General features: G+C 74.4%; 16 protein-coding genes. 4 read left to right on the forward strand and 12 right to left on the reverse strand.

All coding sequences use genetic code 11. From position 1 onward, the window contains the following. Positions 1 to 14: 14 nt before the first annotated feature. Both I4I82_RS19435 and I4I82_RS19440 read left to right on the forward strand, forming a co-directional pair. Positions 15 to 689 (forward strand): ferritin-like fold-containing protein, encoded by a 675-nt coding sequence (locus I4I82_RS19435; RefSeq protein ID WP_218589601.1) that lies wholly within the window; start codon positions 15 to 17, stop codon positions 687 to 689. Between the two features lie 117 nt (positions 690 to 806). Further along, positions 807 to 1,037: a DUF3107 domain-containing protein gene (locus tag I4I82_RS19440; protein WP_218589600.1), complete on the forward strand. Its 231-nt coding sequence runs from the start codon at positions 807 to 809 to the stop codon at positions 1,035 to 1,037. A gap of 181 nt (positions 1,038 to 1,218) precedes the next feature. Here I4I82_RS19440 and I4I82_RS19445 read toward each other — a convergent pair whose 3' ends face one another. Both I4I82_RS19445 and I4I82_RS19450 read right to left on the reverse strand, forming a co-directional pair. Next, positions 1,219 to 1,548 (reverse strand): DUF4873 domain-containing protein, encoded by a 330-nt coding sequence (locus I4I82_RS19445; RefSeq protein ID WP_218589599.1) that lies wholly within the window; start codon positions 1,546 to 1,548, stop codon positions 1,219 to 1,221. Continuing rightward, complete coding sequence (locus tag I4I82_RS19450; protein ID WP_226370144.1) at positions 1,545 to 2,219, reverse strand: TetR/AcrR family transcriptional regulator; 675 nt, start codon at positions 2,217 to 2,219, stop codon at positions 1,545 to 1,547. Before I4I82_RS19450 ends, I4I82_RS19445 begins: the two co-directional genes overlap by 4 nt. A 73-nt stretch (positions 2,220 to 2,292) precedes the next feature. Between I4I82_RS19450 and I4I82_RS19455 the strand changes: the two genes are divergently transcribed. Both I4I82_RS19455 and I4I82_RS19460 read left to right on the forward strand, forming a co-directional pair. Continuing rightward, positions 2,293 to 3,195, forward strand: a complete 903-nt coding sequence (locus I4I82_RS19455) for an AurF N-oxygenase family protein (RefSeq protein ID WP_218589598.1) — start codon at positions 2,293 to 2,295, stop codon at positions 3,193 to 3,195. After that, positions 3,195 to 4,067 (forward strand): alpha/beta fold hydrolase, encoded by an 873-nt coding sequence (locus tag I4I82_RS19460; protein ID WP_218589597.1) that lies wholly within the window; start codon positions 3,195 to 3,197, stop codon positions 4,065 to 4,067. The genes I4I82_RS19455 and I4I82_RS19460 overlap by 1 nt, the downstream gene beginning before the upstream one ends. 6 nt (positions 4,068 to 4,073) lie before the next feature. On the opposite strand, the gene I4I82_RS19465 is transcribed toward I4I82_RS19460, so the two are convergent. The 10 genes from I4I82_RS19465 to I4I82_RS19510 form a co-directional block, all read right to left on the reverse strand. Beyond that, a complete protein-coding gene (locus I4I82_RS19465) occupies positions 4,074 to 4,913 on the reverse strand; it encodes a type II CAAX endopeptidase family protein (protein WP_218589596.1) in 840 nt (279 codons plus the stop codon). Further along, positions 4,910 to 5,545, reverse strand: a complete 636-nt coding sequence (locus I4I82_RS19470; protein WP_218589595.1) for a TetR/AcrR family transcriptional regulator — start codon at positions 5,543 to 5,545, stop codon at positions 4,910 to 4,912. The genes I4I82_RS19465 and I4I82_RS19470 overlap by 4 nt, the downstream gene beginning before the upstream one ends. Positions 5,546 to 5,617: 72 nt before the next feature. After that, complete coding sequence (locus tag I4I82_RS19475; RefSeq protein ID WP_218589594.1) at positions 5,618 to 6,709, reverse strand: hypothetical protein; 1,092 nt, start codon at positions 6,707 to 6,709, stop codon at positions 5,618 to 5,620. A 1-nt stretch (position 6,710) separates the two neighbouring features. Beyond that, complete coding sequence (locus I4I82_RS19480; RefSeq protein ID WP_218589593.1) at positions 6,711 to 7,595, reverse strand: DUF8832 domain-containing protein; 885 nt, start codon at positions 7,593 to 7,595, stop codon at positions 6,711 to 6,713. Positions 7,596 to 7,647: 52 nt separating this feature from the next. After that, complete coding sequence (gene sbnB, locus I4I82_RS19485; RefSeq protein WP_218589592.1) at positions 7,648 to 8,682, reverse strand: 2,3-diaminopropionate biosynthesis protein SbnB; 1,035 nt, start codon at positions 8,680 to 8,682, stop codon at positions 7,648 to 7,650. 81 nt (positions 8,683 to 8,763) lie between these two features. After that, a complete protein-coding gene (locus I4I82_RS19490; protein WP_218589591.1) occupies positions 8,764 to 9,741 on the reverse strand; it encodes a TauD/TfdA family dioxygenase in 978 nt (325 codons plus the stop codon). A gap of 23 nt (positions 9,742 to 9,764) precedes the next feature. After that, a complete protein-coding gene (locus I4I82_RS19495) occupies positions 9,765 to 13,010 on the reverse strand; it encodes a non-ribosomal peptide synthetase (protein ID WP_218589590.1) in 3,246 nt (1,081 codons plus the stop codon). Between the two features lie 49 nt (positions 13,011 to 13,059). Further along, the gene (locus I4I82_RS19500) at positions 13,060 to 17,196 is read right to left on the reverse strand and encodes a Pls/PosA family non-ribosomal peptide synthetase (protein WP_218589589.1); all 4,137 of its coding nucleotides are present in this window, start codon (positions 17,194 to 17,196) and stop codon (positions 13,060 to 13,062) included. A 470-nt stretch (positions 17,197 to 17,666) separates the two neighbouring features. Then, a complete protein-coding gene (locus tag I4I82_RS19505) occupies positions 17,667 to 20,498 on the reverse strand; it encodes a sensor histidine kinase (protein ID WP_218589588.1) in 2,832 nt (943 codons plus the stop codon). Further along, positions 20,495 to 21,814, reverse strand: a complete 1,320-nt coding sequence (locus I4I82_RS19510; protein WP_218589587.1) for a sensor histidine kinase — start codon at positions 21,812 to 21,814, stop codon at positions 20,495 to 20,497. Before I4I82_RS19510 ends, I4I82_RS19505 begins: the two co-directional genes overlap by 4 nt. Positions 21,815 to 21,884: the final 70 nt, after the last annotated feature.

A 21,884-nucleotide genomic window follows, 5' to 3' on the forward strand; every position in this document is an offset into this window, starting at 1 on the left:
GGTGGGACGGCGTCATGAGCGAGACCGCGAGCGGCACGGACGCCGCCATCGCCTCCGGGCGGGCCACGATCGACCTCCTCGGCGTGCTGGCCTACGGCGAGCTCTCCGCGTTCGACCGGCTCGCCGAGGACGCGCGCCACGCCCCGACCCTGAGCGGGCGCGCGGCGCTGTCGTCGATGGCGGCCGCGGAGATCGGGCACTTCCGCATGCTGGAGGAGCACCTGCACGGCATCGGCGTGCCGATCGAGGAGGCGATGGCGCCCTTCGTCGGCATGTGGAACGCCTACCACGCGTCGACCGCGCCCCGGAGCTGGCTGGAGTCGCTGGTCAAGGCCTACCTCGGCGACGGTCTGGGCGCCGACTTCTACCGCGAGGTCGCCGCCTGGGTGTCGGGCCCGACCGGTGAGCTGGTGCGCCACGTGCTGGCCGACACCGGCCATAGCGCGTTCGCCGAGCGGGAGGTCCGCGCCGCGTGCGAGGCCGACCGCCAGGTGCACGACCGGCTCGCGCTGTGGGGGCGGCGGCTGCTCGGGGAGGCCGTCACGCAGGCGCAGCACATCGTGGCCGAGCGCGACGAGCTCGCCGAGTTCATCGTCACGGGTTCGGGCGACCTCGCCGGCATCGGCGCCCTGCTCCGGCGCCTGCAGCTCAACCACGGCAAGCGGATGACCCGTCTCGGGCTGTCCTGAGCCCGGCCCGTCCCGGGGCGGTTCGCTGAGGGCGGACGCCCGTCCGGGCCGTGGAGCCCCGGCTCGACTAGCCTGGGGCCCGTCAGTTCCCGAACGTCACGACCAGGAGGTCCCCCGGTGGAGGTCAAGATCGGCATCGCGGAGAGCCAGCGCGAGCTCGTGGTGTCCAGCGACCAGACCCCGGACGAGGTCGCGAAGCTCGTCGACGAGGCGCTCGCCGGCGGCGAGGGCGGCCTGCTGCGGCTGGTCGACGACAAGGGCCGGAAGTACATCGTCCGCTCGGCCCAGATCTCCTACGTGGAGATCGCGCCCGAGGAGGGCCGCCGCGTCGGCTTCGCCATCGGCTGAGCACGAGTCGGCCGAGCACGAGGAGTTCGTCGAGGGGGTCCCGGTGCGCCGGGGCCCCCTCGACGCGTTCGGCCCGCCGCGTTCCCCCGAGGTCGCGTTCCCCCGAGGTCGCGTTCCCGAGGTCGCGTTCCCGAGGTCGTGAGCGGTAACCGGTGCTCCGGCACCGGTTGCCACTCACAGGTCAGTCGTCGAGCGCCGGCTCCTCGATCACGTAGGGCGGGCGGCCGACCCCGGTGACCCGGAAGCGGCCCCACGGGTCGCGGTCGCCGATGCGGGCCTCGGAGCGCCCACCGGCGGTGCGCAGCTCCAGGCGGCTCGACGTGGCCGTCAGCGCGCCGAGCAGGGCCGGCTCGGCGTCGCGCTCCAAGGAGAGGCGGCCGAACCAGTGCAGGCGGCCGTCGTGGGGCTCGTGCCGGGCGTCGAGGACGACGCGCACGGGCACGTCCTCGCCGTCGACGGTGAGCACGGCGGGGCCGCGATAGCCGTCCTCGTGGTCGTGGTCGTCGCTCATGTCGGCTCTCCCGTTCCGGTGGGGGGCAGCAGGCGCAGCGGCGCGTGCGGAGCGGTGCCCGCGCCGTCGAGGACGCCGGCGACGCCGCCCCAGATCAGCGTGGTCAGGTAGTCGGTGACGGCCGCGCGGCTCATCGTCTGGCGCTCGAGCCACCAGTCGCCCGCGCTCTGCACCATGCCGACGAGCCCGATGGCCCAGACCTCCGCGCCGCCCGGGTCGAGCCCGGCGTCCTTGAGGCGCTCGCCGATGAGCGAGGAGAGCAGGCTCGCGATGGTCTGCCGGACGTCGTCGACGACCTCCGCGCCGGGCGTGTGCTCACCCGGGTTGTGCACGACGAAGCGCCACAGCTGCGGCTCGTCCTCGACGCCGGACAGGAAGCCCTCGACGACGCCGCGGATGTGCTCCTTGGGCTCCCGGTTCTTCATCAGCTCCGGGGCGATGCGGGCCATGAGCAGGGCGGCGGCCTCGTGGCCGACGGCGCGGTGGAGGTCGGCGCGGTCGTCGAAGTGCCGGTAGAGCACGGGTTTGGTGATGCCCGCCTCGGCGGCGATGTCGGCCACGGAGACGCCGGGGCCGTGCCGGCGGACGGCGTCCATGGCGGCCTGGACCATCTCGGCCCGGCGCTGCGCGCGGCGGGCGTGGCGGTCGCCGGGCTTGACAGGAGGCTGCACTGGAGGCACGGTACCAGAGGTAACAGTTACCGCTGGTAACAGCTTCTGACACGACTGCGCCGGGAGGACCACGATGACCGCAGGGATCGCCGCCAAGGTCGGGGACCGCGAGGCCACGGCCGCACGGCTGCTCAAGTCCTCGCTCGACCACTCCTACGAGCCGAGCATCGACATCGACTGGGACGCGCCGCTCGTCGACGGCCTCTGGGGCGTCCCGGAGCACCGGGTCTCGCTCTACGGCACCGACCTGTGGGACACCCTGTCCGACGAGCAGAAGCGCACGCTCTCGATCCACGAACTGTGCAGCATCGCCCGGATCGGGCTGTGGTTCGAGATGATCCTCATGCAGATGCTGCTGCGGTACTCCTACGACCGCGACCCGCGCAGCGGGCACATCCAGTACGCGCTGGTGGAGATCGCCGACGAGTGCCGGCACTCGATCATGTTCGCGAAGATGAACGCGCACTGCGGCGTGCCCGACTACCGCCCGCGCCGGATCGTCCACGAGCTCGGCCGCGGCTTCAAGGCGCTCGCCTCCGGCCCGGCCATGTTCGCGGGCACGCTGTTCGTCGAGGAGATCCTCGACCAGCTCCAGCGCGAGGCGATGCGCGACGAGACCGTGCAGCCGCTCACCCGGATGGTCAACAAGATCCACGTGACGGAGGAGGCGCGGCACGTCCGCTACGCCCGCGAGGAGCTGGTGCGGATCATGCCGAGGATCAGTACCGCGCAGCGGGCGCTGGCCAACTACCTCACGGCGCGGATCGCCTACGTCGTCGCCAAGAACCTCATCCATTGCGACGTCTACGCCTCGGTCGGCATCGACCCCGCCGTCGGGTACCGGGCCGCGCAGGCCAACCCGCACCACCAGGAGATGATGCGGTGGTCGGCGCGCAAGCTGGTGCCGTTCCTGCGGGAGCAGGGGCTCATCGGCGGGCCGACGGAGGTCCTCTGGCGCAAGGCGCACCTGGTCTGATGCTCGCTCCCGACGAGGTCCCCCTGCACGTCGAGGTGGAGGGGCCCGAGACCGCACCCGTGACGGTCGTGCTCGCGCACGGCTGGACGCTGGACTCCACGACGTGGGCGCCGGTGTCGTCCGCGCTGGCCGGACCGGGCGCCCGCGTCGTGCGCTACGACCACCGCGGGCACGGGCGCTCCGGCGCCGCCGACCCGGCGTCGATGACGCTCGACCAGCTCGCCGACGACCTCGCCGCGGTCGTCGCCGCGGCCGCCCCCACCGGCCCGCTGGTGCTCGCCGGGCACTCCATGGGCGGGATGACGCTGATGGCGCTGGCCGAGCGGCACCCCGACGTCGTGGCCCGCGCGGCCGGCATCGGGCTCGTCGCCACGGCGTCGGGCGGGCTGGCGGACACCTCGTTCGGCCTGCCGCAGCGGACCGTCCCGGTCGTGCGCGCGGTGGAGGAGCGGATCTTCGGGTCGAAGCGGTGGGCCGCGGGTTCGCGGCTGGGCACACCCGGGGTGCTCACCCCGGCGGCGAGATGGCTGCTGCTGGGGCCCGACGCCGACCGGGAGGCCGTGCGCACCACCGCACGGTCGCTGGCCGCGTGCCGCCCGTCGACGATGTCGGGGTTCCGGCCGACGCTCGCCGCCCACGACCGTGACGAGGCGCTGGCGGCGTTCGCCGCGATCCCGACGGTCGTGCTGGCCGGGTCCCGCGATCGGCTCACCCCGCTGCGGGCCGCCCGGCGGATCCGCGCCGCGCTGCCCTCGGCGTCGCTGACGATCTTCCCGGAGGCCGGGCACATGCTGCCGCTGGAGCGGGTGGCCGGGGTGTCCGGGCGGCTCGGCGCACTCGTCCGGGGAGCACTCGGACGCCTGGCGGCCTGAGACCTGCTACTGCCGCGGGTCGGTGATGAACACGTTCGCCAGTTCCGGGTTGTAGGCGTGCACCAGGATCGCGAAGATGATCGCGTCGAACGTCAGGTGCACGGTCACCACGTACGGCAGGGAGCGCGTGCGCTGGAAGATGTAGCCCTGCAGCAGGGCGAACGGGATCGTGAGCAGCGGGCCCCAGCCCCGGTACCCGAGCTCCCACAGGAACGACACGAACACGACCGCCTGCAGCAGGTTGGCCTGCCAGAACGGGAAGTGCCGCCGCAGCAGGGCGAAGACCGTGCACACGAAGAACAGCTCGTCCCACAGCCCGACGGCGTTGACGCCGACGAACAGCCGCAGGATCTCGTTCGCCCCGGAGATCTCGGGCCAGTTCAGGTACGCCCCCGAGCCCAGGAAGTACACCGGGAGGATCAGGTACCCGGCGACGACGACCAGCGCGAGGTAGCCGAACTCGAACCGGCTCCACCTGTTCCCGGTGCCGATGGGGAAGGCGATGACGTCCTCCCGGTACACCCACCGGGAGATCGCGTAGGGCACCGCGACCGCCGCCGTCAGGGTGACGGTGAAACGCAGCATCCCGGAGTCGCTGAGGTCGGCCTCGAGCGACATCGAACTGATGATCACCAGGCCGGCCGCGATGAGGAGCAGGTGCCGCAGCAGCGCCCGGTCGACCACCGCGGCGACGACCAGCCCGACGACCAGCACCGCGTAGCCGGCCGGGCGCTCCTGCAGTCCGAACAGGGGGATCGCCGACGCCGACACCAGTGCCGCCGACAGCGGGCGGGCCACGTCGCGCCGCGCCGTCAGCGGGTGTGCGCCGCCCGCGTCCTCGCTCACCCCGTGCCGGGGGGGTTGATCAGAGGAAAACCGGCCAACCCGCGCCAGGCGAGACCCGTGGCCAGCTCGACGGCCTCGTCGCGCGGGACGACCTTGCCCGAGTCGAGCCAGTACTGCGCCGTGACCTGGCTCAGCCCGACGACGCCGACAGCCAGCAGCCGGGCGCGCGCCGCGTCGAGGCCCGCGTCGGTGGTGACGGCCTCGGCGATGAGGTCGATGCAGCGGCTCGACGCGCCCTCGACGACGGCGGCCGCCTCGGGCTCGCCGCGCAGGTCGGACTCGAAGATGAGCCGGAACGAGCTGCCCTCGTCGGCGACGAAGTCGAAGTAGGCCGCCACCGACGCGCGGGCGCGGGCGTGGTTGTCGGTGTGGTGGCTCAGCGCGCTGCGGACGCGCTCCACGAGCTCGTCGGCGTAGGTCGTCAGCAGCGCCCGGTAGAGCTCCATCTTCCCGGGGAAGTGCTGGTAGAGCACCGGCTTGCTGACACCGGCCTTCTCGGCGATGTCGTCCATCGCGGCGGAGTGGTAGCCCTGCGCGGCGAACACGTCGCGCGCGGCGACGAGGAGCTGGGCGCGACGGGCACTGCGGGAGAGGCGCGCCCCGCGGTGCGGGGGCGCGCTGGCCTCGGTCATCGGCCCGGGAGGTGGGTCATGGGCGGAGCCTTCCGATCGCGTGCGTGCCCCGGTCGGGGGCGGAAGCACACCTTACCGGCTGGTAGCCCCGATCGGGTGCCGGTGGCGCTCCCCGTCGGGCAGCGGCAGCAGGCGCACCGCCGCGACCAGCAGTGCGACGCCGGCCGGTAGCGCCCCGGCGTTCGCGGGCGGGAGCGCCCCGGCGGCCGCCGCGACCGCCCCCAGCGCCGCCGCCCCGAGCGCGACGGCGGCGGCCAGCCCGCGCCGCCGGGTCCCGGGCGGCGGCGCCGTCGCGAGCTCCAGCCAGCCGCGGGCGACGCCGTCCCACGCCACGCACCACACCGTCGCCCCCTGCCCGTCCGCCTGCGCCGCCCCCGCGGTGGGCTCGACGCCGTGCGCGCGCAGCCAGTCCGGCGGGCCGGTCAGCACGGCGTGCGCGACGACGACGTCGGGCGCGGCGAACTCCGAGAGCACCCCGCGCAGGCCGGTGGCCGGGTCACCGTCGGCGTCGGAGACGCCGGGCAGCGACCGGTGCCGGCGGCCGGCCGCGTCGGCGACGGCCCGCCCGACCGGGTCGTCGCCGCCCACGGCGGTGTGCAGCGCTCCCGCGGCACGCAGGACACCGGGTCCGTGCGACGCGGCGACGACCACCCGCGTCGTGGGGTCGGGCACGCGCGGGAGCACCAGCAGCGCGGCCGGGGCCCCGGCGACGAGCACGGCGGCGGAGGTGCCGAGCGCGCCGACCGGGTCGCCCGCCCCGAGCCGGAACCCCAGCGCCGCCACCGCCGCGGCGGCGACGAGGGCGGCGACGGCCGTGGCCGGGCGCCCGCGTCCTGCGTCGGTGTCCCGGAGCAGCAGCAGCACCGCCAGCACGACCGCGGCGTCCAGCGCGAGCACCGGCGCCCCGGCGGGCTGGACCAGCCCGGGGACGCCCGCGCCGCCGTCCACCAGCACCCACGCCGACCACGCCAGCGCGGCCAGGGTCCCTACGGCCGTCAGCAGGCCCGCGGTGTCCGGTCGGGCCCGTGCCGACCGCAGTCCGGCCAGCACGACGGGCACGGCGAGGGCGAGTGCGATCCACTGCCAGTTGCGGAACTGCCACGGCGGCACGGCCGAGAGCACGACGACGGCCGCCGCGGCGGCCGGGCCGGGGACGCGGTGCACGTCAGCCGACGTCCAGGGTGAACTCGGCGGTGCGGACGGCACCGTCGTGGCGGAACTCGAGGAACAACCGGTACCCGCCCGCCGACGGCACCTCGGCGACGAACGCGATCCCCGGCCCCGCGCGGTCGCCCGCGGCGGGCGCCGGCGCGTCGGTACGGGCATGCGCGTAGGCGAGGTCGGCGCGGCGCAGCGCGACCAGGTGACCGAACGCGCCGTGGTAGGGCTGCAGGTCGGTGACCGGCGCGCCGTCGAGGCTGACCGTCGCGAACACGGGGGAGGGCTCACCGGGCACGATCCGGCCGTCGAGGCGCACCTGGTAGCCGTCGACCTGCGCCACCCGCGACGGGCCGAACGGGATCGGTGTGAAGTCGCCGGGCGCGAACAGGTCGGTGCCCAGGACGAGCGCGGGGCCGCCGGTCGGCACGAGGTCGGCGTAGACGCGGTAGATCCCCCCGGCGGGCAGCGTCAGCGGGGCCCGCCACACGCCGTCGGGGCCGACCTCGGGGTGCAGGTGCTGGAAGCCGGCGGCGTCGCGGCGCACGACGACGAGGTGCACCGGGTCCCCGTGCACGACGTCGACCGCCGTGACCGGCCCCCCGTCGGGCCTGGTCACGGTGAACGCGTACTCACCCCGCCGACCGGGCGCCAGCGTGTCGACGGCGGGCGCGAGCGTGTACCCGTCGGCGGTGGCGGAGAGGCCGTCCGCGGCGTCGGGAGGAACGGGGGCGGCCCCGGCGGGGACGGGCTCCTCCTCGTCCACGTGCTCCTGCGCCGCCGGCACCGGCACCACCGGCGCCTCGCCCACCGCCGCCCCGACGCCGAACGCGGCGCCGAACACGAGCGCCAGCGCCGCGGCGCAGCCCGCGAGCCGGGCGACGGTGTCCATGCCCGGTACAACGCGCGACCTGGCCCGCGGTGGCGGCCCGTCGCCCTCCTACCTAGCCGTAGCGGCGCCGTTCGTGGAAGAAGTCGTCGACGACATGCAGGGCGCCCGACCGGGCCACCTCGTCGTAGACGAACTTGCCGACCGCGAGGTCGAGCACCCCGAGGCCGAAGGGCGAGAACACCGTGGGGCGGTCCGCCGGGACCGTCGTGCGCCCGCTGATCACGTCGTCCAGGGTGCCCGCCACGAAGTCCCGGTTGCCGGTGAGCTGCTCGACGAGGTGCGGTGAGGTGTCGGCCTTGAGGCAGTGCTCGACGTCGTCGACGATGTTGGTCGAGGCGAGCAGGACCTCCGGTGCGAGGTCGCGCAGCGACACGTGCAGCACCAGTGGACGGTGGTCGAACCACGCTGGCTCACTGACGTGCGGCTTCCCGGCGATCGTGGCGAACACCACCAGGTCGCTGGACCGGATCAGCTGCTCGGCGCTCTCGTGCACGGTCACCCGGTCGGCTGCTCCCGCCTGCTCCAGCCGGCCGCAGAACCCGGCAGCGCTCTCGGCGGACAGGTCGTGCACGCCGATCTCGTCGAACGACCACCCGGTGGCGGCCAGGAAGGTGTGGATGTAGCGGGCGATCAGGCCGGTCCCGAAGAACCCGACGCGGGCCGGGCGCGGCCGGCCGCGGCTGAGGTGGTCGGCCGCCAGCGCGGCCGAGGCGGCCGTCCTGGTGGCGCTGATGATCGAGCTCTCCAGGCACGCGAACGGGTAGCCGGTGTCGTGGTCGTTGAGGATCAGCACGGCCGAGGCCCTCGGGATGCCCGATGCCGTGTTGCCCGGGAAGCTCGATATCCACTTGAGGCCGTCGACCCGCACCTGCCCGCCGATCGAGGCCGGCAGTGCGATGATCCGGGACGACGGCCGGTCGGGGAACCGCAGGAAGTACGACGGCGGGTTCACCGAGTCGCCCGCGCCGTGCAGCCGGTAGGTGGTCTCGACCAGCTGCACGATCTGCTCCTCGCGCCCCTGCAGCGCGTGCTGGACCTGGGCCCCCGAGACCACCGCGAACGGCGGCACGGTGAGCGGCTCGGACATGGTGGGCTCGGTCGCGGTGGATGTCGGTGCGGTGGAGTCCGGCGCCGTGGGATCGGTGGTGGTCATCTCCGGCCCCGGCGATCAGGCGCCGGTGCGCATCGGGTCGGCCATCGCGACCAGCACCTCGCGCGGTCCGGAGTAGGCCTCCCTGCTGTGCGCGGCGCGGATGTTGTCGACGAGCATCAGGTCACCGGCCTGCCACGGCTCGCGCACGGTGTGCGCGTCGTAGACGCCGGCGAGCAGGTCGACGACGTCCGCGCCGATCGGGTCGCCGTTGCCGAAGCGGGTGTTGAACGGGAGCCCGTCGGGGCCGTAGACGTCCACCAGGTACTCGCGCACCTCGGGCGCCATCGTCCACTCGTTGAGGAAGGCGACCTGGTTGAACCAGCAGCGCTGCCCGGTGAGCGGGTGGCGCACCACCGCGGCGCGGCGCTGGCGGGTGCGCAGCCCGCCGTCGGGCTGCCACTGGAACTCGATCCCGTTCGCGCGGCAGTAGCCCTCCACGGAGGCCCGGTCGTCGGTGCCGAACGCCTCGGCGACGGTCGCGCCGATCTCGTCGTTGTAGCTGCGGGTCAGCAGCCAGCCCTCCCGCTCGAACCGTTCGACCAGCCCGCGGGGCAGCGCGGCGAGGACGGTCGGCGAGTCGGCCACGGCGGTCGCCCCGCCGTCGGTGGGCGCGCTCAGGCAGGCGAACATCATCAGGCCGGGGACCTCGAGGGCGTAGCTCAGCTCGTGGTGCATGCACATCGGCTGGTTCGCCGGCCACGTCGACGACGAGTACACGCCCTCGGCGTAGGTCCGGCGGGAGGCGAACGCCTCCTTCTCGGTCATCAGGGTGGTGGCCAGCCCGCGGAAGACGTCGGCGACGTCCTCCGCGTCGCGCAGCCCGAGGCCACGGACGAGGACCGCCCCGTGCCGGACGACGGCGGCGCGCAGCGCGTCCCGGTACTCGTCCCAGCCCATGTCGCCGACCGATTCGGCCGCCAGCACCGGCGGCCTGCCGGGTCGCAGGTCGAGGTCGAGCAGGGCGGGGGGCGATGCCGGGAACGAGGAGGACATGGTGGGTTCCTTTCCGTAGCCGCTCACGAGGACAGCAGTTCGGTGGTGCGGAGCACGGCCTGTGCCGCCTCCTCCGGCCGGGTGCGCAGGAAGTAGTGGCCGCCGTCCGCGAGCTCGTGCAGCTCGACGCGCTCGGCCAGCAGCTGCCAGTCCCGCGCACGGTGCGGTGACGCGGTGCTCGGGTCGTCGACGGCGACGACGACGGTGACCGGCGCGGACAGCTTCACCGCCGGTGGGGCGTCGAGGAGGTCGGCGAGGTGGCGGTTGGCCGACACGTAGTCGTGCCGGTAGGCCGCGCCGACGTGCGCGGCGCGCTCGGTGTCGAGCTCACCGAGCTCGGTGTAGCCGCCGTCCCCGCTCAGTCCCGCGGCGATCTCGACGTCGCTGCGCCCGGCCAGCTCGGTGATCCCGGCGCGCCGGTCGGCGGCCGTGCCGAGCAGCTGCGCGCACAGGAACACCCGCGCGACGGGGACCCCGCGCTCCTGCAGCCGCAGGGCCGTCGCACACGCGAACGCGGCGCCCGCGGAGTGGCCCCACAGCATCACCCCGGTCAGGCCGCGCCCGGTGATCTCGGCGACGACCTGCTCGACCACCTGCGCCAGCGGGACGAACGGCTCGCTCCGCCCGGCGACGTCGTGACCGGGCAGCTCGACGGCGTGGACGGCGATCCCGCTGCCCCGCAGGGCCCCCGCCAACGGCCGGAAGTTCACCGCGTTGCCCCCGGCGTAGGGGAAGCACACCAGAGCACCGGTCGGTGCGCCGTCGGTCGGCGACAGCGGCTGCAGGAGCGCGGGCCGCGACTCCGTCCGACCCTGCGACCTGCTGTCGACCAGCTCGGCCAGCTCGGCGAGGACCGGGTGCCGGGTGACGTCCTTGAGCGACACCACGCGCTCCAGCGCGATCGCCAGCTTGACCGCCGAGAGGGACGTGCCCCCCAGGTCGAAGAAGTGGTCCCGGCGCCCGACCTGCTCGGCGGGGACGCCGAACAGCGCCGCCCAGGAGGCCGCCAGCCACTGCTCCGTCGGTGTGCTCGGTGCGTCGTAGGGTCGCTCGGCGACATCGAGCTCTCCGGCGAGCGCCGAGAGCGCCTTCCGGTCGATCTTGCCGTTCGCGGTCAGCGGCAGCGACTCGCGGTGGTGGAAGGCCGACGGGACCATGTACGAGGGCAACGACCCGGCCAGCCGGTCGCGCAGCAGCTCGGGCTCGGCCGGCCTGCCCGAGTAGAAGGCCACCAGGTGGCTGCTGCCCCCCGCGAGCTCGGCGACCACCACGGCACCGTCGCGGACGCCCGGCACCCGCAGCAGGGTGTTCTCGATCTCGCCCATCTCGATCCGGAAGCCCCGGATCTTGATCTGGGTGTCCCGGCGCCCGAGGAACTCCAGCTTGCCGTCGGGCAGCCAGCGGCCGTGGTCGCCGCTCCGGTAGAGCCGGTCGCCGTCGCGGTGCGGGTCGGTCGTGAACACCGCCCGGGTGCGTTCGGGGTCGTTCACGTAGCCGCGCCCGACGCAGACCCCGGAGAAGACGATCTCACCCGGGGCGCCGAGCGGCACCGGCGCCAGGTGCTCGTCGACGACGTACACGCGGACGTTCCGGACGGGGGCGCCGAGCGGGACCCGTGGCCCGTCCGGCACGCGGTGCATGACCTCGTGGTTGGTGTCGTCCGAGGTCTCGGTCAGGCCGTAGGCGTTGGCCAGGGCGATCGTCGGCTGGGCGGCGAACCAGCGCTGCGCCAGTTCCTTCTTCAGCGCCTCGCCCGTGGTCGAGACGCAGTGCAGGTCCGGCAGGACGCGCGGATGCTGTTCCAGGTAGGCGACGACGACGTCGAGGTAGGACGGCACGATCTGGAGCACGCCGACCCGCGCGTCGACGACCGTGTCGACGAACCGGGCGACGTCCATGATCACCTCCTGCTCGACGAGCAGGGTCCGCCCGCCGACCAGCAGCGCGGCCACCAGCTGCCACAGCGAGATGTCGAAGCACTGGGGCGCCGTCTGGGCCAGCACCTCCCCCTCGGCCAGCTCGAGGTCCTCGATCTTCGCGAGGAGGTGGTTGAGCATGCCGGCCTGTTCGCACATCACGCCCTTGGGCTCACCCGTGGAGCCGGAGGTGAAGTAGATGTACGCGAGCTGGTCGGCCGTGACGGCGATCCCGAGGTCGCCGTCGGGGTGGTCCTCCCGGTAGGCGTCCCCGACGAGCAGCGACCGGACGCCGGGCAGCGAGGCGAGCGCCTGGTCGAGCGTGGTGGTGGACCCGGGTTCGGTGACCACCAGTGCGCACCCCGCGCGGGAGAGGGTGGTCGCGACGCGGTCGGCCGGGAAGTGGGGCTCGACGGGGAGGTAGGCGCCCCCGGCCTTGAACACCGCGAGCACGGCTGCCATCCAGTCCAGGTTGCGCTCGGTCACCACCGCGACCACGTCCTCGCGACCCAGACCCCGCGCCAGCAGGGCCCGGCCCAGCCGGTTGGCGCGGGCGTTGAGCTCCCCGTAGGTCCAGCTCCGGTCGCCGTGCACGGCCGCCACCGCGTCCGGGTGGGCCGCCACGCGCTGTTCGAACAGCTCGTGGAAGCGGCGGCCCGGGAGCTCGCGCTGCGGGCCGGCGAGCCCGTCGAGCTGGAACCGGAGCTCCTCGGCGCCCACGAGGGAGTGCCGTCGGTGCTCGGCGTCCGGCTCGACGGCTATCCGCCCGAGCGCGGCGAGGTGGTAACCGGCGATCCGGGCGGCGCAGGCCGCGTCGAGCAGGTCGGTCCGGTGGCGCAGGCGCAGCGCGTCCCCCGTGAACCCCACGCGCAGCACGACGCCGCCGGACAGCTCGCCGTCGCTGCCGGCGACGTCGAGCACGGTCTCGAACGTCGGCCCGGTCAGAGCCAGCTCGCGCCGCAGCTCGCCCACCGGGAACCCCGCGTGGGAGACGAGCTCCGCCGTGGCCCGGTGGGCCTCGGCCGACAGCGCACGCCACGACCGGGGCTCGGTCGTCAGCCGCAGGGGCAGCGGCCGCCCGCCCGCCACGGGCACGTACCCGGTCACGACCCCCCGCTCGCCGGACAGCGCGGCGAGCACCGCACCGTGCGCCGCCGTCACCAGGGATCCCAACGGCACCCCCTGCTCGTCGGCGAGCCGGCGCAGTGCCGCCAGTACCCCGTCGGGGATCGCCGCCACGTGCTCGGCGACGCCGGCGACGGGGTCCGGCGCCCACCGGGGTACGGCGGTGGACCCGCCTGCGAGGAGCACCTCGCGCCAGAAGTCCCGGCCGGCCTCTGCTGGAGCTGCCATCGGCTCCTCCTCCCACTCACCGTGGTGCTCGTGGTGATCTCGTCGTGCGCTACGCCGCGGCATGCGGGACCCGCCGGCCGTCCACCGTGCTGCCCGTCCGGTGGCCGTCGTGGATCGCGCCCGCCGGGTTCCCTCCCCACCGCTCGTGCGCGGGGACCTCCTCGCCCTTCATGAGGAACGAGTCGGCGGCCAGCGCCGCGCCGTCGCCCATCGTCACGCCGTAGTGCACGAACGCGCCGACACCGAGGGTGACGCCGGCGCCGATCACCGTGAGGTCGGACTTGAACGCGCCGTCCTCCTGCGAGTGGCACTGGACGATCGCACCTGCGTTCAGCGTGGCGTCGTCCCCGATCGTCACGAACGTCTTCTCCACGACGGAGGCTCCGTCGTCGAAGACCCTGCGGCCGATCCGCACGCCCAGCAGGCGCCAGAGCCCGCTCTTGAACGGAGTGCCGTTGAAGACCTGCAGATACGTCACGGCGGGCACCTTCCAGAACCGCTCGTGCCGCCAGAAGGCGCGGTCGTAGATCGAGCAGCCGTTCGGGGTCCAGGCCTGCAACCGGGAGACGGCGCGCCCGACCAGGACGAACCAGCCCGTGGTGAACAGCAGGGTCAGCACGGTGAACAGCGCGATCGCGGCGATCCCGAGCGACGGGTAGAGGTTGTGGGTGGCGAGGGCGATCAGGGTGACCCCGAAGAAGTGGACCCAGCGCACCAGCAGGAACAGCCCCATGGTGACGAGGTTGTGCCGGTTCTTGGCGGCGAGCCGCCTGCGGAGCTCGTCGCCCTCGACCAGGTGGCCGAAGCGCGTGTCGCGCTCGACCGACCGGGGGATCTCGAAGCAGGGCGACCCCAGCAGGCCGACCCCGGTCCGGACCTCCCCGTCGATCGGCACCATCACCTTCGTCCCGAGCAGGCAGTCGTCGCCCGTGCGGCCCTGCGCGGGGTAGAAGATGTTGTTGCCGAGGAAGTTGCGCGCGCCGATCGAGACCCGGGCCACCCGGAACGAGGTGTTCGAGAAGTCGGCGTTGACGAAGGACAGCCCGTCGGCGATCACCGTGCCGGTGCCGACCGCGCTCAGGGCCGGGACGTCGTGCTTGACGGCGGTGCCGAAGTTCGACCCGGTCTGCTCCACCCGGGAGAGGTCGTACCCGAGGAGGCGCAGGTAGCCGACGACGAAGGAGCTGTCGCCGACGAGCTGCATCAGGAACGCGCTGTTGGTGGTGCGGGTGATCACGCGCTGGATCCAGTAGTGGAACCCGTACAGGGGGTAGAGGCGGCCGGGCTCGAGCACCGGGCCCAGCACCCGGGAGACCACGACCGAGAAGAGCAGCCCGGCGAGCGCGGAGCCGAAGAAGATCACGAGCGAGACGGCCGCGGCGTCGAGGTAGAGCGTCCAGCCGGCCGACGGTTCCGCCTCCGTCAACGCGGCGAGCGGGGGGAACCAGGCGATCAGCAGGACGGGGAGGCTGATCACCGCCGGCAGGTACAGCAGCACGTTGAGCAGTTGCAGGGCCGGATAACCGGCCCGGCGGACGGACCCGCCGTCGACGGACTCGACCACGCGGTAGTCGGTGGTGGTCGGCTGGGCGGGGGACCCGTGCCAGGCCTCGCCCACCGGCACGGACTGACCGGGCTGCAGCGACGATGTGTGGCCGAGCTGGGACCCGTCGCCCATCGCGGTCCCGGTGTCGAGCACGGTCGCGTCGCCGACGAACACGTCCCGACCGAGGGTGACGGTGCCGGTGTGGATCACGCCGTCGTGGGCCCGGTAGCCGGTGAACGACGAGGCCTTGCTGATGACCGTGCCCGCGCCGATGGTGAGCAGATCGGTGCACACGGGCACCGTCGGGGAGAAGATCACGGCCCCGCGTCCGATCCTGGCGCCCAGTGCCCGCAGGTAGTGCACGTAGATCGGCGAGCCGACGAACATCACCAGCGGGTTCGACCGGATGAGCGCCTTCACGACCCAGAAGCGGACGTAGGCGAGGCTCCACACCCGTATCCGCTGGGGCTTCCAGCGGCCGACGAGCACCCACTTCGCCGCGATCGGCAGCAGGCACAGGCCGATGAAGGTGCCGACGGTGACCAGGACGGATCTCAGGTACACCTCGACCGGGCCGGAGGCGACCGAGATCCACTCGTAGCCCCGGACCCCGATCAGCGCGGCGAGGAAGGCGTACCCGAGGATGAACAGCGCCTGCAGGGCGCCGCAGAGGACGTACCGCGGCGTGCCGACCGGGGGCGTCGTCTCCCGGGGTTCCGGGCGCGGCGTCGCGAGGGCCCGACCGGGGTCGGCCTGCGCGAGGGCCGTGGCCAGGCCCCTCATCGTCGGGTGCGCGTAGACGTCCTTGATCGACACCGGCGGCAGGTCGACCCGCTTGCGGACCCGTGCGCAGAACTGGGCCATCACCAGCGAGTCGGCGCCCAGGTCGTCGAAGAAGTGGCTCCCGACCGCCACCTCGCACCCCATCAGGCCGGCCAGCACCTCGGCGAGGCTCCGCTCCGACGGGGTCGATCCGGTGTCCGCGAGCGCCGCCGCGAGGCTCCGGACCGTCGGGTACCGGTAGACGTCCTTCATCGACACCGGTGGCAGGTCGGCGCGCTTGCGGACCCGTGCGCAGAACTGGGCCATCACCAGCGAGTCGGCGCCCAGGTCGTCGAAGAAGTGGCTCCCGACCGGCACCTCGCGCCCCATGAGTGCGGCCAGCGCCCCGGCGAGCGCGCCCTCGGTGTCGTTCGTCGGGCCGGCGGGGCCCGCGGCGACCGGCGCCGGGGGGACCGCGGGGACGGGGAGCCGCGACCCGACCCCGGTCGGCTCGATCCGGAGATCGCGGGTCACGGCCTCCCGGTCGACCCGCCCGTGGTACTCGATCTCCCGGTCGGCGTTGACCCGGCCCCGGTCGCCGGTGCGGTAGATGCGCCCGGAGGGGTTGGCCGGGATGCCCAGGAAGTCCTGGACGAACACCTCGTCGGTCAGGTCGTCGTGGTTCAGGTACCCGCAGGCGAGCCCGATCCCGGCGATGCCGATCTCGCCGACCTCGCCGTGCGGCAGCGCCCGGTACGGGTCCTCGGCGTCCAGGATGACCGTGCTGTAGGTGGGGAGCGGGACCCCGATGGTCGGTGGCCTGTCCGGGTGGAGCTCGGTCCACGTGGCCGACACCGTGGCCTCGGTCGGGCCGTAGACGCTGAGGAACCGGCGACCGGGGCGGTGCCAGCGCGTGATCAGGTCGCGTGGGCAGTCCTTCCCGCACACCAGCAGGAACCGCAGGTCGGGCAGGTCGCCGGGAAGGGTCTCCAGCACGCCCGGGACGCAGCACAGGGCGGTGACGGCCCGGTCGCGGAGGAACTCGTGCAGGTCGGGACCCAGCAGGTTCGGGCCGGGTGGCCGGGGCACCAGCGTCGCGCCGCAGACCCACGGCACCCAGATCTCCTCGACCGAGAAGTCGAGCGCGATCGGCAGCCCCTGGTAGACGCGGTCGCCGGACCGGATGCCGTACACCTCGGCGGCCACCTTGACGAAGTTGCAGATGCTGGCGTGGTCGATGGCCACCCCCTCCGGCCTCCCGGAGGCGGACGAGTAGCTGATGTAGGCGAGCTGGTCGTCCAGGGCGCCCCGCTCGGCGTCGATGAGCCGGCGCGGGTCCATCTCCTCGATCAGCGGCGCGGCGCGGTCGACGTACACGAGTTCGGCGCCGTTCGCGGTCAGCAGGTCGATCTGCTGCACCCGGTCGGCCACGTGCGACATCGACAGCACCGTGCGCGCCCGTGCGTCCTCGACGATGTACGCGAGGCGGCCCGTCGGCGTGGCGACGTCCAGCGGGACGTAGGCCGCCCCGATCTTGAGCGTGGCGAGCACCGCGACGTAGGACTGGGCCGGGCGGTCGAACAGCAGGGCGATCCGGTCGCCTGCGCGGGCCCCGCGCAGGCGCAGGTACCGGGCCAGGCGGTTGGCCCGCGCGTCGAGCTCGGCGTAGGTCAGCGACATCTCGTCGGAGTCGACAGCGAGCCGCCCGGCCCGGCCGTAGCGGTGGTTCCAGTCGCACCGCTCCTCGAAGAGGTGGTCCAGGCGCTCGTCCCGGCGGACCCGGCGGCCCTGGGCCTCGTGCTGGTCGACCAGCACCAGCTCGGACAAGGGCACCGGCGGTCCGGTGGGGGGTTGCTCGGAGTGCTGCGTCGCCGGCACGCCGCCTCCTCGGTCCGAGCACTGCACCGTGCGTCGAAAGAGATTTGCACCAGTACCGGCTGTGGTCAATGGTGCGCGGTCGATGTCGGTCCGTCGGGGAGCAATTCGCCCGCGGAAATCGTTCGAGCAGTCGTACGAATCGATCTTCGGCATGATCGCGACCCCTCCGCCGTCGGATGAAGGATGCGCCGAGGAATGAATCCGGACCACCGTGCACCCCCCACTGCGCGGGGGGCGGACCCGCTGATCGAGGTAGGGGCAGCCCCTGGACGCGCCTGTCGTCGGGTCGGTTCGGGCGTGATCGGCGAAACCCGTCCCGACCGCCGCCATTTCGCCGTTCCAGGAGCGGAATGAGGCGATTCCGTGGCGGTCACACCCGCATCCCCGGAGTTCGACGAGGATGCGCTGTTCCTCCGGTGCGAGGGGACTTCGACGCCGCCGGTCCGGTCGCGGACCTCCACGGCCGGGGGTCAGCCCGGCCCGGCCTCCGCGAGCAGGCGCTCGCAGGTCCGGACCACCACCTGCGCGGCGTCGCGCACACCCCCGGTCGAGGCCGGGTGCGCCGCCCACCACTGCCACCGGGCGAGCTCGGCCGTGGCCGCCACACGCACCTCGTGCGCGTCCGCCCCCTCGGCGAGGCCGAGCCGGGCGCGCGGCTCGGCCCCGCCCGCACCCAGCAGGCGCTCGGCCGAGCGCCGCACCTCCTCGGGCAGCGTGAGGTCGCCCGCGCGGAGGGTCGCGGCGAGATCGACCTCGGCGAGCTCGTGCGCCCCCGACCGCAGGCGGTCCAGCTCGTAGCGCAGGCGGTGCGTCCGGTCCCCCTCCAGCGGTGCCGACCGCACGAGGTCCTCCAGAGCGGCCAGTGCCCGGCGCACCTCGACCACGTCCGGCCGTCCCGCCCTGTCGGTGCGCCCCCCGGCGTCGAGGCGCGCGGCGAGCCCGTGGAGCGCGCCGACGTGGTCGGTGCCGCGGTAGACCTCGCTGGCGTAGCGCAGGAGGTCGCGCAACCGGGCCGCCAGCGGCATCCCGTCGCCGGTACCGGGCCCACCCCCGGAGGGCAGCCGTTCCTGGGGCAGCCGTTCCTGGGGCAGCGGTTCCTGGGGCAGCGGCAGGGACCACTCCACCGTGGTGCCCTCGCCCGGCGCGGAGCGGATCGCGATCGTTCCCCCGACCGCGGCGACGCGCGCGGTGACGTTGCGCAGGCCGCGCCCGGCCCGCACTGCCGAGGCCGGGACGGCACCGGGTTCGAACCCGGGGCCCGAGTCGCGCACGGCCATCCGCAGGCTCCCGCCGACCTCGGACACGCTGACGGTCACCGGCACGCCCGGAGCGTGCTTGCGCGCGTTGTTCACCGCCTCGAGGCAGCAGTAGTAGGCGGTGTCACCGATCTCGGCGGGGAGCCGCGCCGCCGGGGCGCCGGTGCAGTCGAGCGCGACGGGTGGGTGCGCTCCGGCCAGTGCGGCCGACAGCGCCGCCGCGAGTCCCTGCTCGGACAGCACGACCGACGAGACCCCGGTGGCGGTCTCGGCCAGCACCGTCTCGGCGTCGTCGACCTGCACCAGGAGCCTGGCCAGCCGCTCCCGCGCGTCGTCGAGCTGTCGCGTCGCGACCTGGTGGTCGACCAGCCCGAGCGTGAGACCCAGGGTCACGAGGTGGTGCTGCGCGCCGTCGTGCAGGTCGCGCTCGATGCGCCGCCGCTCGCTGTCCATCTCGGCGACCGCCTCGCGCCGGGCCACCGCGATCGCCTCGCCGTGCGCCAGCGCGGCCCGGAGCTGGCGTTCCAGCTCGATGCCCGACCGGCTCGCCTGGAGCACCACCCGCAGGCTGTCGGCGACGTCGTCGAGGAGGTGCCGGCGCTGCGCGTGCAGGCCGGCGACGGCGGCGCGGTCGACCGCGATCTCCCCGAGCTGCTCCTCGCCCTGCGAGATGGACACCGCCACGAGGTCGCCGGGGTCGGTCTGCTCGGCCCCGCCGGGCCACGAGTACGTGCGGTCGCGCAACCCGGGCCGCCGCACCGTCAGCCGGCAGACGCCGGCGCCGAGCGCACGGGCGACGCCCTCGGCGACACGGGCGAGGTCCGGGGCGTCGCCCGCCGTGGCGTGCGACAGCGCCGCCACCTCGGCCAGCACGCTGTAGGGCGTCGGCCGGGTCCCGTACAGCAGCCGGTCGACCAGGTTCTCGACGGACAGGTACAGCGGCAGGAAGACCAGCGCGACCGGTACCGCCGCGAGCGCGGCCTGCCCCAGCGCCGCCGCCCCGGTCGGCGCCGGGTCGCCCGCGGCCGCGCGCACCACCGTGAACGCACCTCCGGCGAGCGCGGCCACGAGCGTGGCGGCCAGTCCCCGGCTGAACAGCTGCTCCGCCGTGCCCAGCCGGGCGCCGACGGTCGCGAGCAGGACCGCGGTCGCGATGGCCGCCGATGCGAGCCGGGAGAACCAGAACAGCAGCGCGGTGGGCAGCTCCTCGTCCTGGTCCACGTGCGCCGTCGGGTCGTAGAGCGTCAGGCCGGGCTCGCCGAGCCCGGTGAGGACCAGGGTGACGACCGCCAGCACCGCCGCGGTCGCGAACGCGGCCGCCAGCACGCTCAGCAGCAGCCGCGCCTGGGTGCGCTGCTCGCTCGTGGCGCCCCGCCGGACCCGCGCGGGCAGCACGACGAGACCCGCGACCGGGACGAGGAAGCCGAAGAAGAGGATGCAGCTGTAGGTGTGGGGGAGCAGGGCCGTCCCGAACCCCACGACGAGCAGGCTCGCGACCCCGACGGCGACCAACAGGTTCCCGGCGGGTCCGCGCCACAGCCTTCCCGACCAGGACACGGTCGGGAAGACCAGCAGCGCGAGGACGTAGGCGGTGCTCGCGACACCGTGCAGCACGATCTGGTGCAGCTGGCCGACCGACCAGCCCGTGGCGATCTGCACGGCCACCGCGGCGGCGTGGGCCTGCAGGTTGAACGCCCCGGCGGAACCGATCATCGCGATCACGAGCAGCCGCAGCGACCACGAGCGCTTCCCGTGGCGCAGCAGCACCGCCGCGATGACCAGGTTCAGGGCGCTGAACGCGTAGTCGAGCACGGCCTGGTCGAGCGGCTCGCTGCGCGGGGCGGCCTCCGAGACGCCCTGGGCCCACCTGCTGCCCCCGGCCGCCGCCGTCCGGACGGCGTCGAGCGCCCCCGGCCAGTACCGCGCCACGGCGACGACCAGGCCGACGGCGAGCCAGCCGACGGCGACCGCCGTGCAGACGATCAGCAGCGCGACGTAGCCGCCCACGGCGAACCGCCTGCCCGCGGCCGCGGATCCGCTGCTCACCGCACCCCCTCACCACGCGGGGCCGACAGGTCGACCAGCGGTTCGAGCCGGTCCGGGAGCCACGCGTGCAGGACCGTCCCCGCCTCGCCGCGCACGAGCTCGAGCTCCCCGCCCAGTGCGGCCAGCCGCTCGGTGTCGATCGCCAGCGCCGCCCGCAGGTCGTCGGGCTCCGCCCCGGGCGCCGGATCCTCGATGCGGATCGACAGCCGCCCGCCGCCGTGCACCAGCTGCACGCGCAGCTCCGGGGCGTCCGACCGGACCGCCAGGTGCTGCAGCGCCGACGCGGTGAGGTAGTAGATGCCCGACTCGATCTCCCAGCCCAGGCGCGGGCTCAGGTCCGCCTCCAGCCGGACGGGCCGGGGCAGGTCGGCCACCAGCTCCTCCAGCGCCCCCACCGGCCCCTGGTCGCGCAGCACCGCCGGGTACACGCCCCGGGCGATCGACCGGAAGCGCTCCAGCAGCGCGTCGAGCCCGGAACGGGCCCGGCCCAGCGCCTGCCGCACCGGGTCGGTCGGGGCGCCGGGTGCGGCGAGCCCCTCCGCGGCCCGCTCGAGCTCCGCGCGCAGGGCCGCCAGGGGTTCCGTGGTGGCGTGGGAGAGCTCGGCGACCAGGCGTCGCCGTTCGACGTCGCGAGCCCGCCCCAGTCGCTGCCGCGACCGCTGGAGCTCGACGGCCAGGTCACCCGCCCGGCGCACCCGCTCCTCGAGCTCCGCGCCCTGCTGCACCTCGCGGAGCAACGACCCGGCCCCGTTCGCGACGTCCCGCATGAGCCGCTGGTCGCCGGGGGTGATCGGGGCACCGGGCTTGCCGATCGCCAGCACCGCACGCAGGACCACCCCGTCGAGCACGGGTACGACGTGATCGGTGTCCGGGCGCGCGAGCAGGACCGCGAGGTTCGGCGCGGTGGCCGGGGCGCCCTCCTCGGGCGGGTGGGTCGCGGCGCTCACCAGCCTGTCCTCGACCACGAGCCACAGGGCCGCCCGCTCCGCGCCGGTGCCGTCGGCGAGGACCTGGGCGAGTCCCGGCAGCGCGGCCTGCAGCGAGCCCGCGCGGATCCGGTCGGCCGCCGCCGCGAGTGCCGAGTAGGGCGTGCTCGTGCGGTGGTGGGTCAGGCCCCGCACCCAGTCGTCGAGGCGCGGCAGCACCGCCCCCAGACCCGCCGTCGCCGCGGCGGCGGCCAGGAACGGCAGGAGCACCGCGGCCCGATCGGGTCCCAGAACGGGGGTGAGGCCGCCGACCAGCGCGGCGAACACCGCGGTCGCCCCGGACGCGACGACGAGCAGGCGCAGCAACCGTGCCGCGACCGTCCGGTCCATCCGCACCACCCGCTTCCGGGTCAGGGCAGGTGAACGCTAAACGGCGCGGCCGCCGTCGCCAAGCCTCCGC

The organism is Pseudonocardia oceani, assembly GCF_019263585.2.
In the GTDB taxonomy this organism is placed as follows: domain Bacteria; phylum Actinomycetota; class Actinomycetes; order Mycobacteriales; family Pseudonocardiaceae; genus Pseudonocardia; species Pseudonocardia oceani.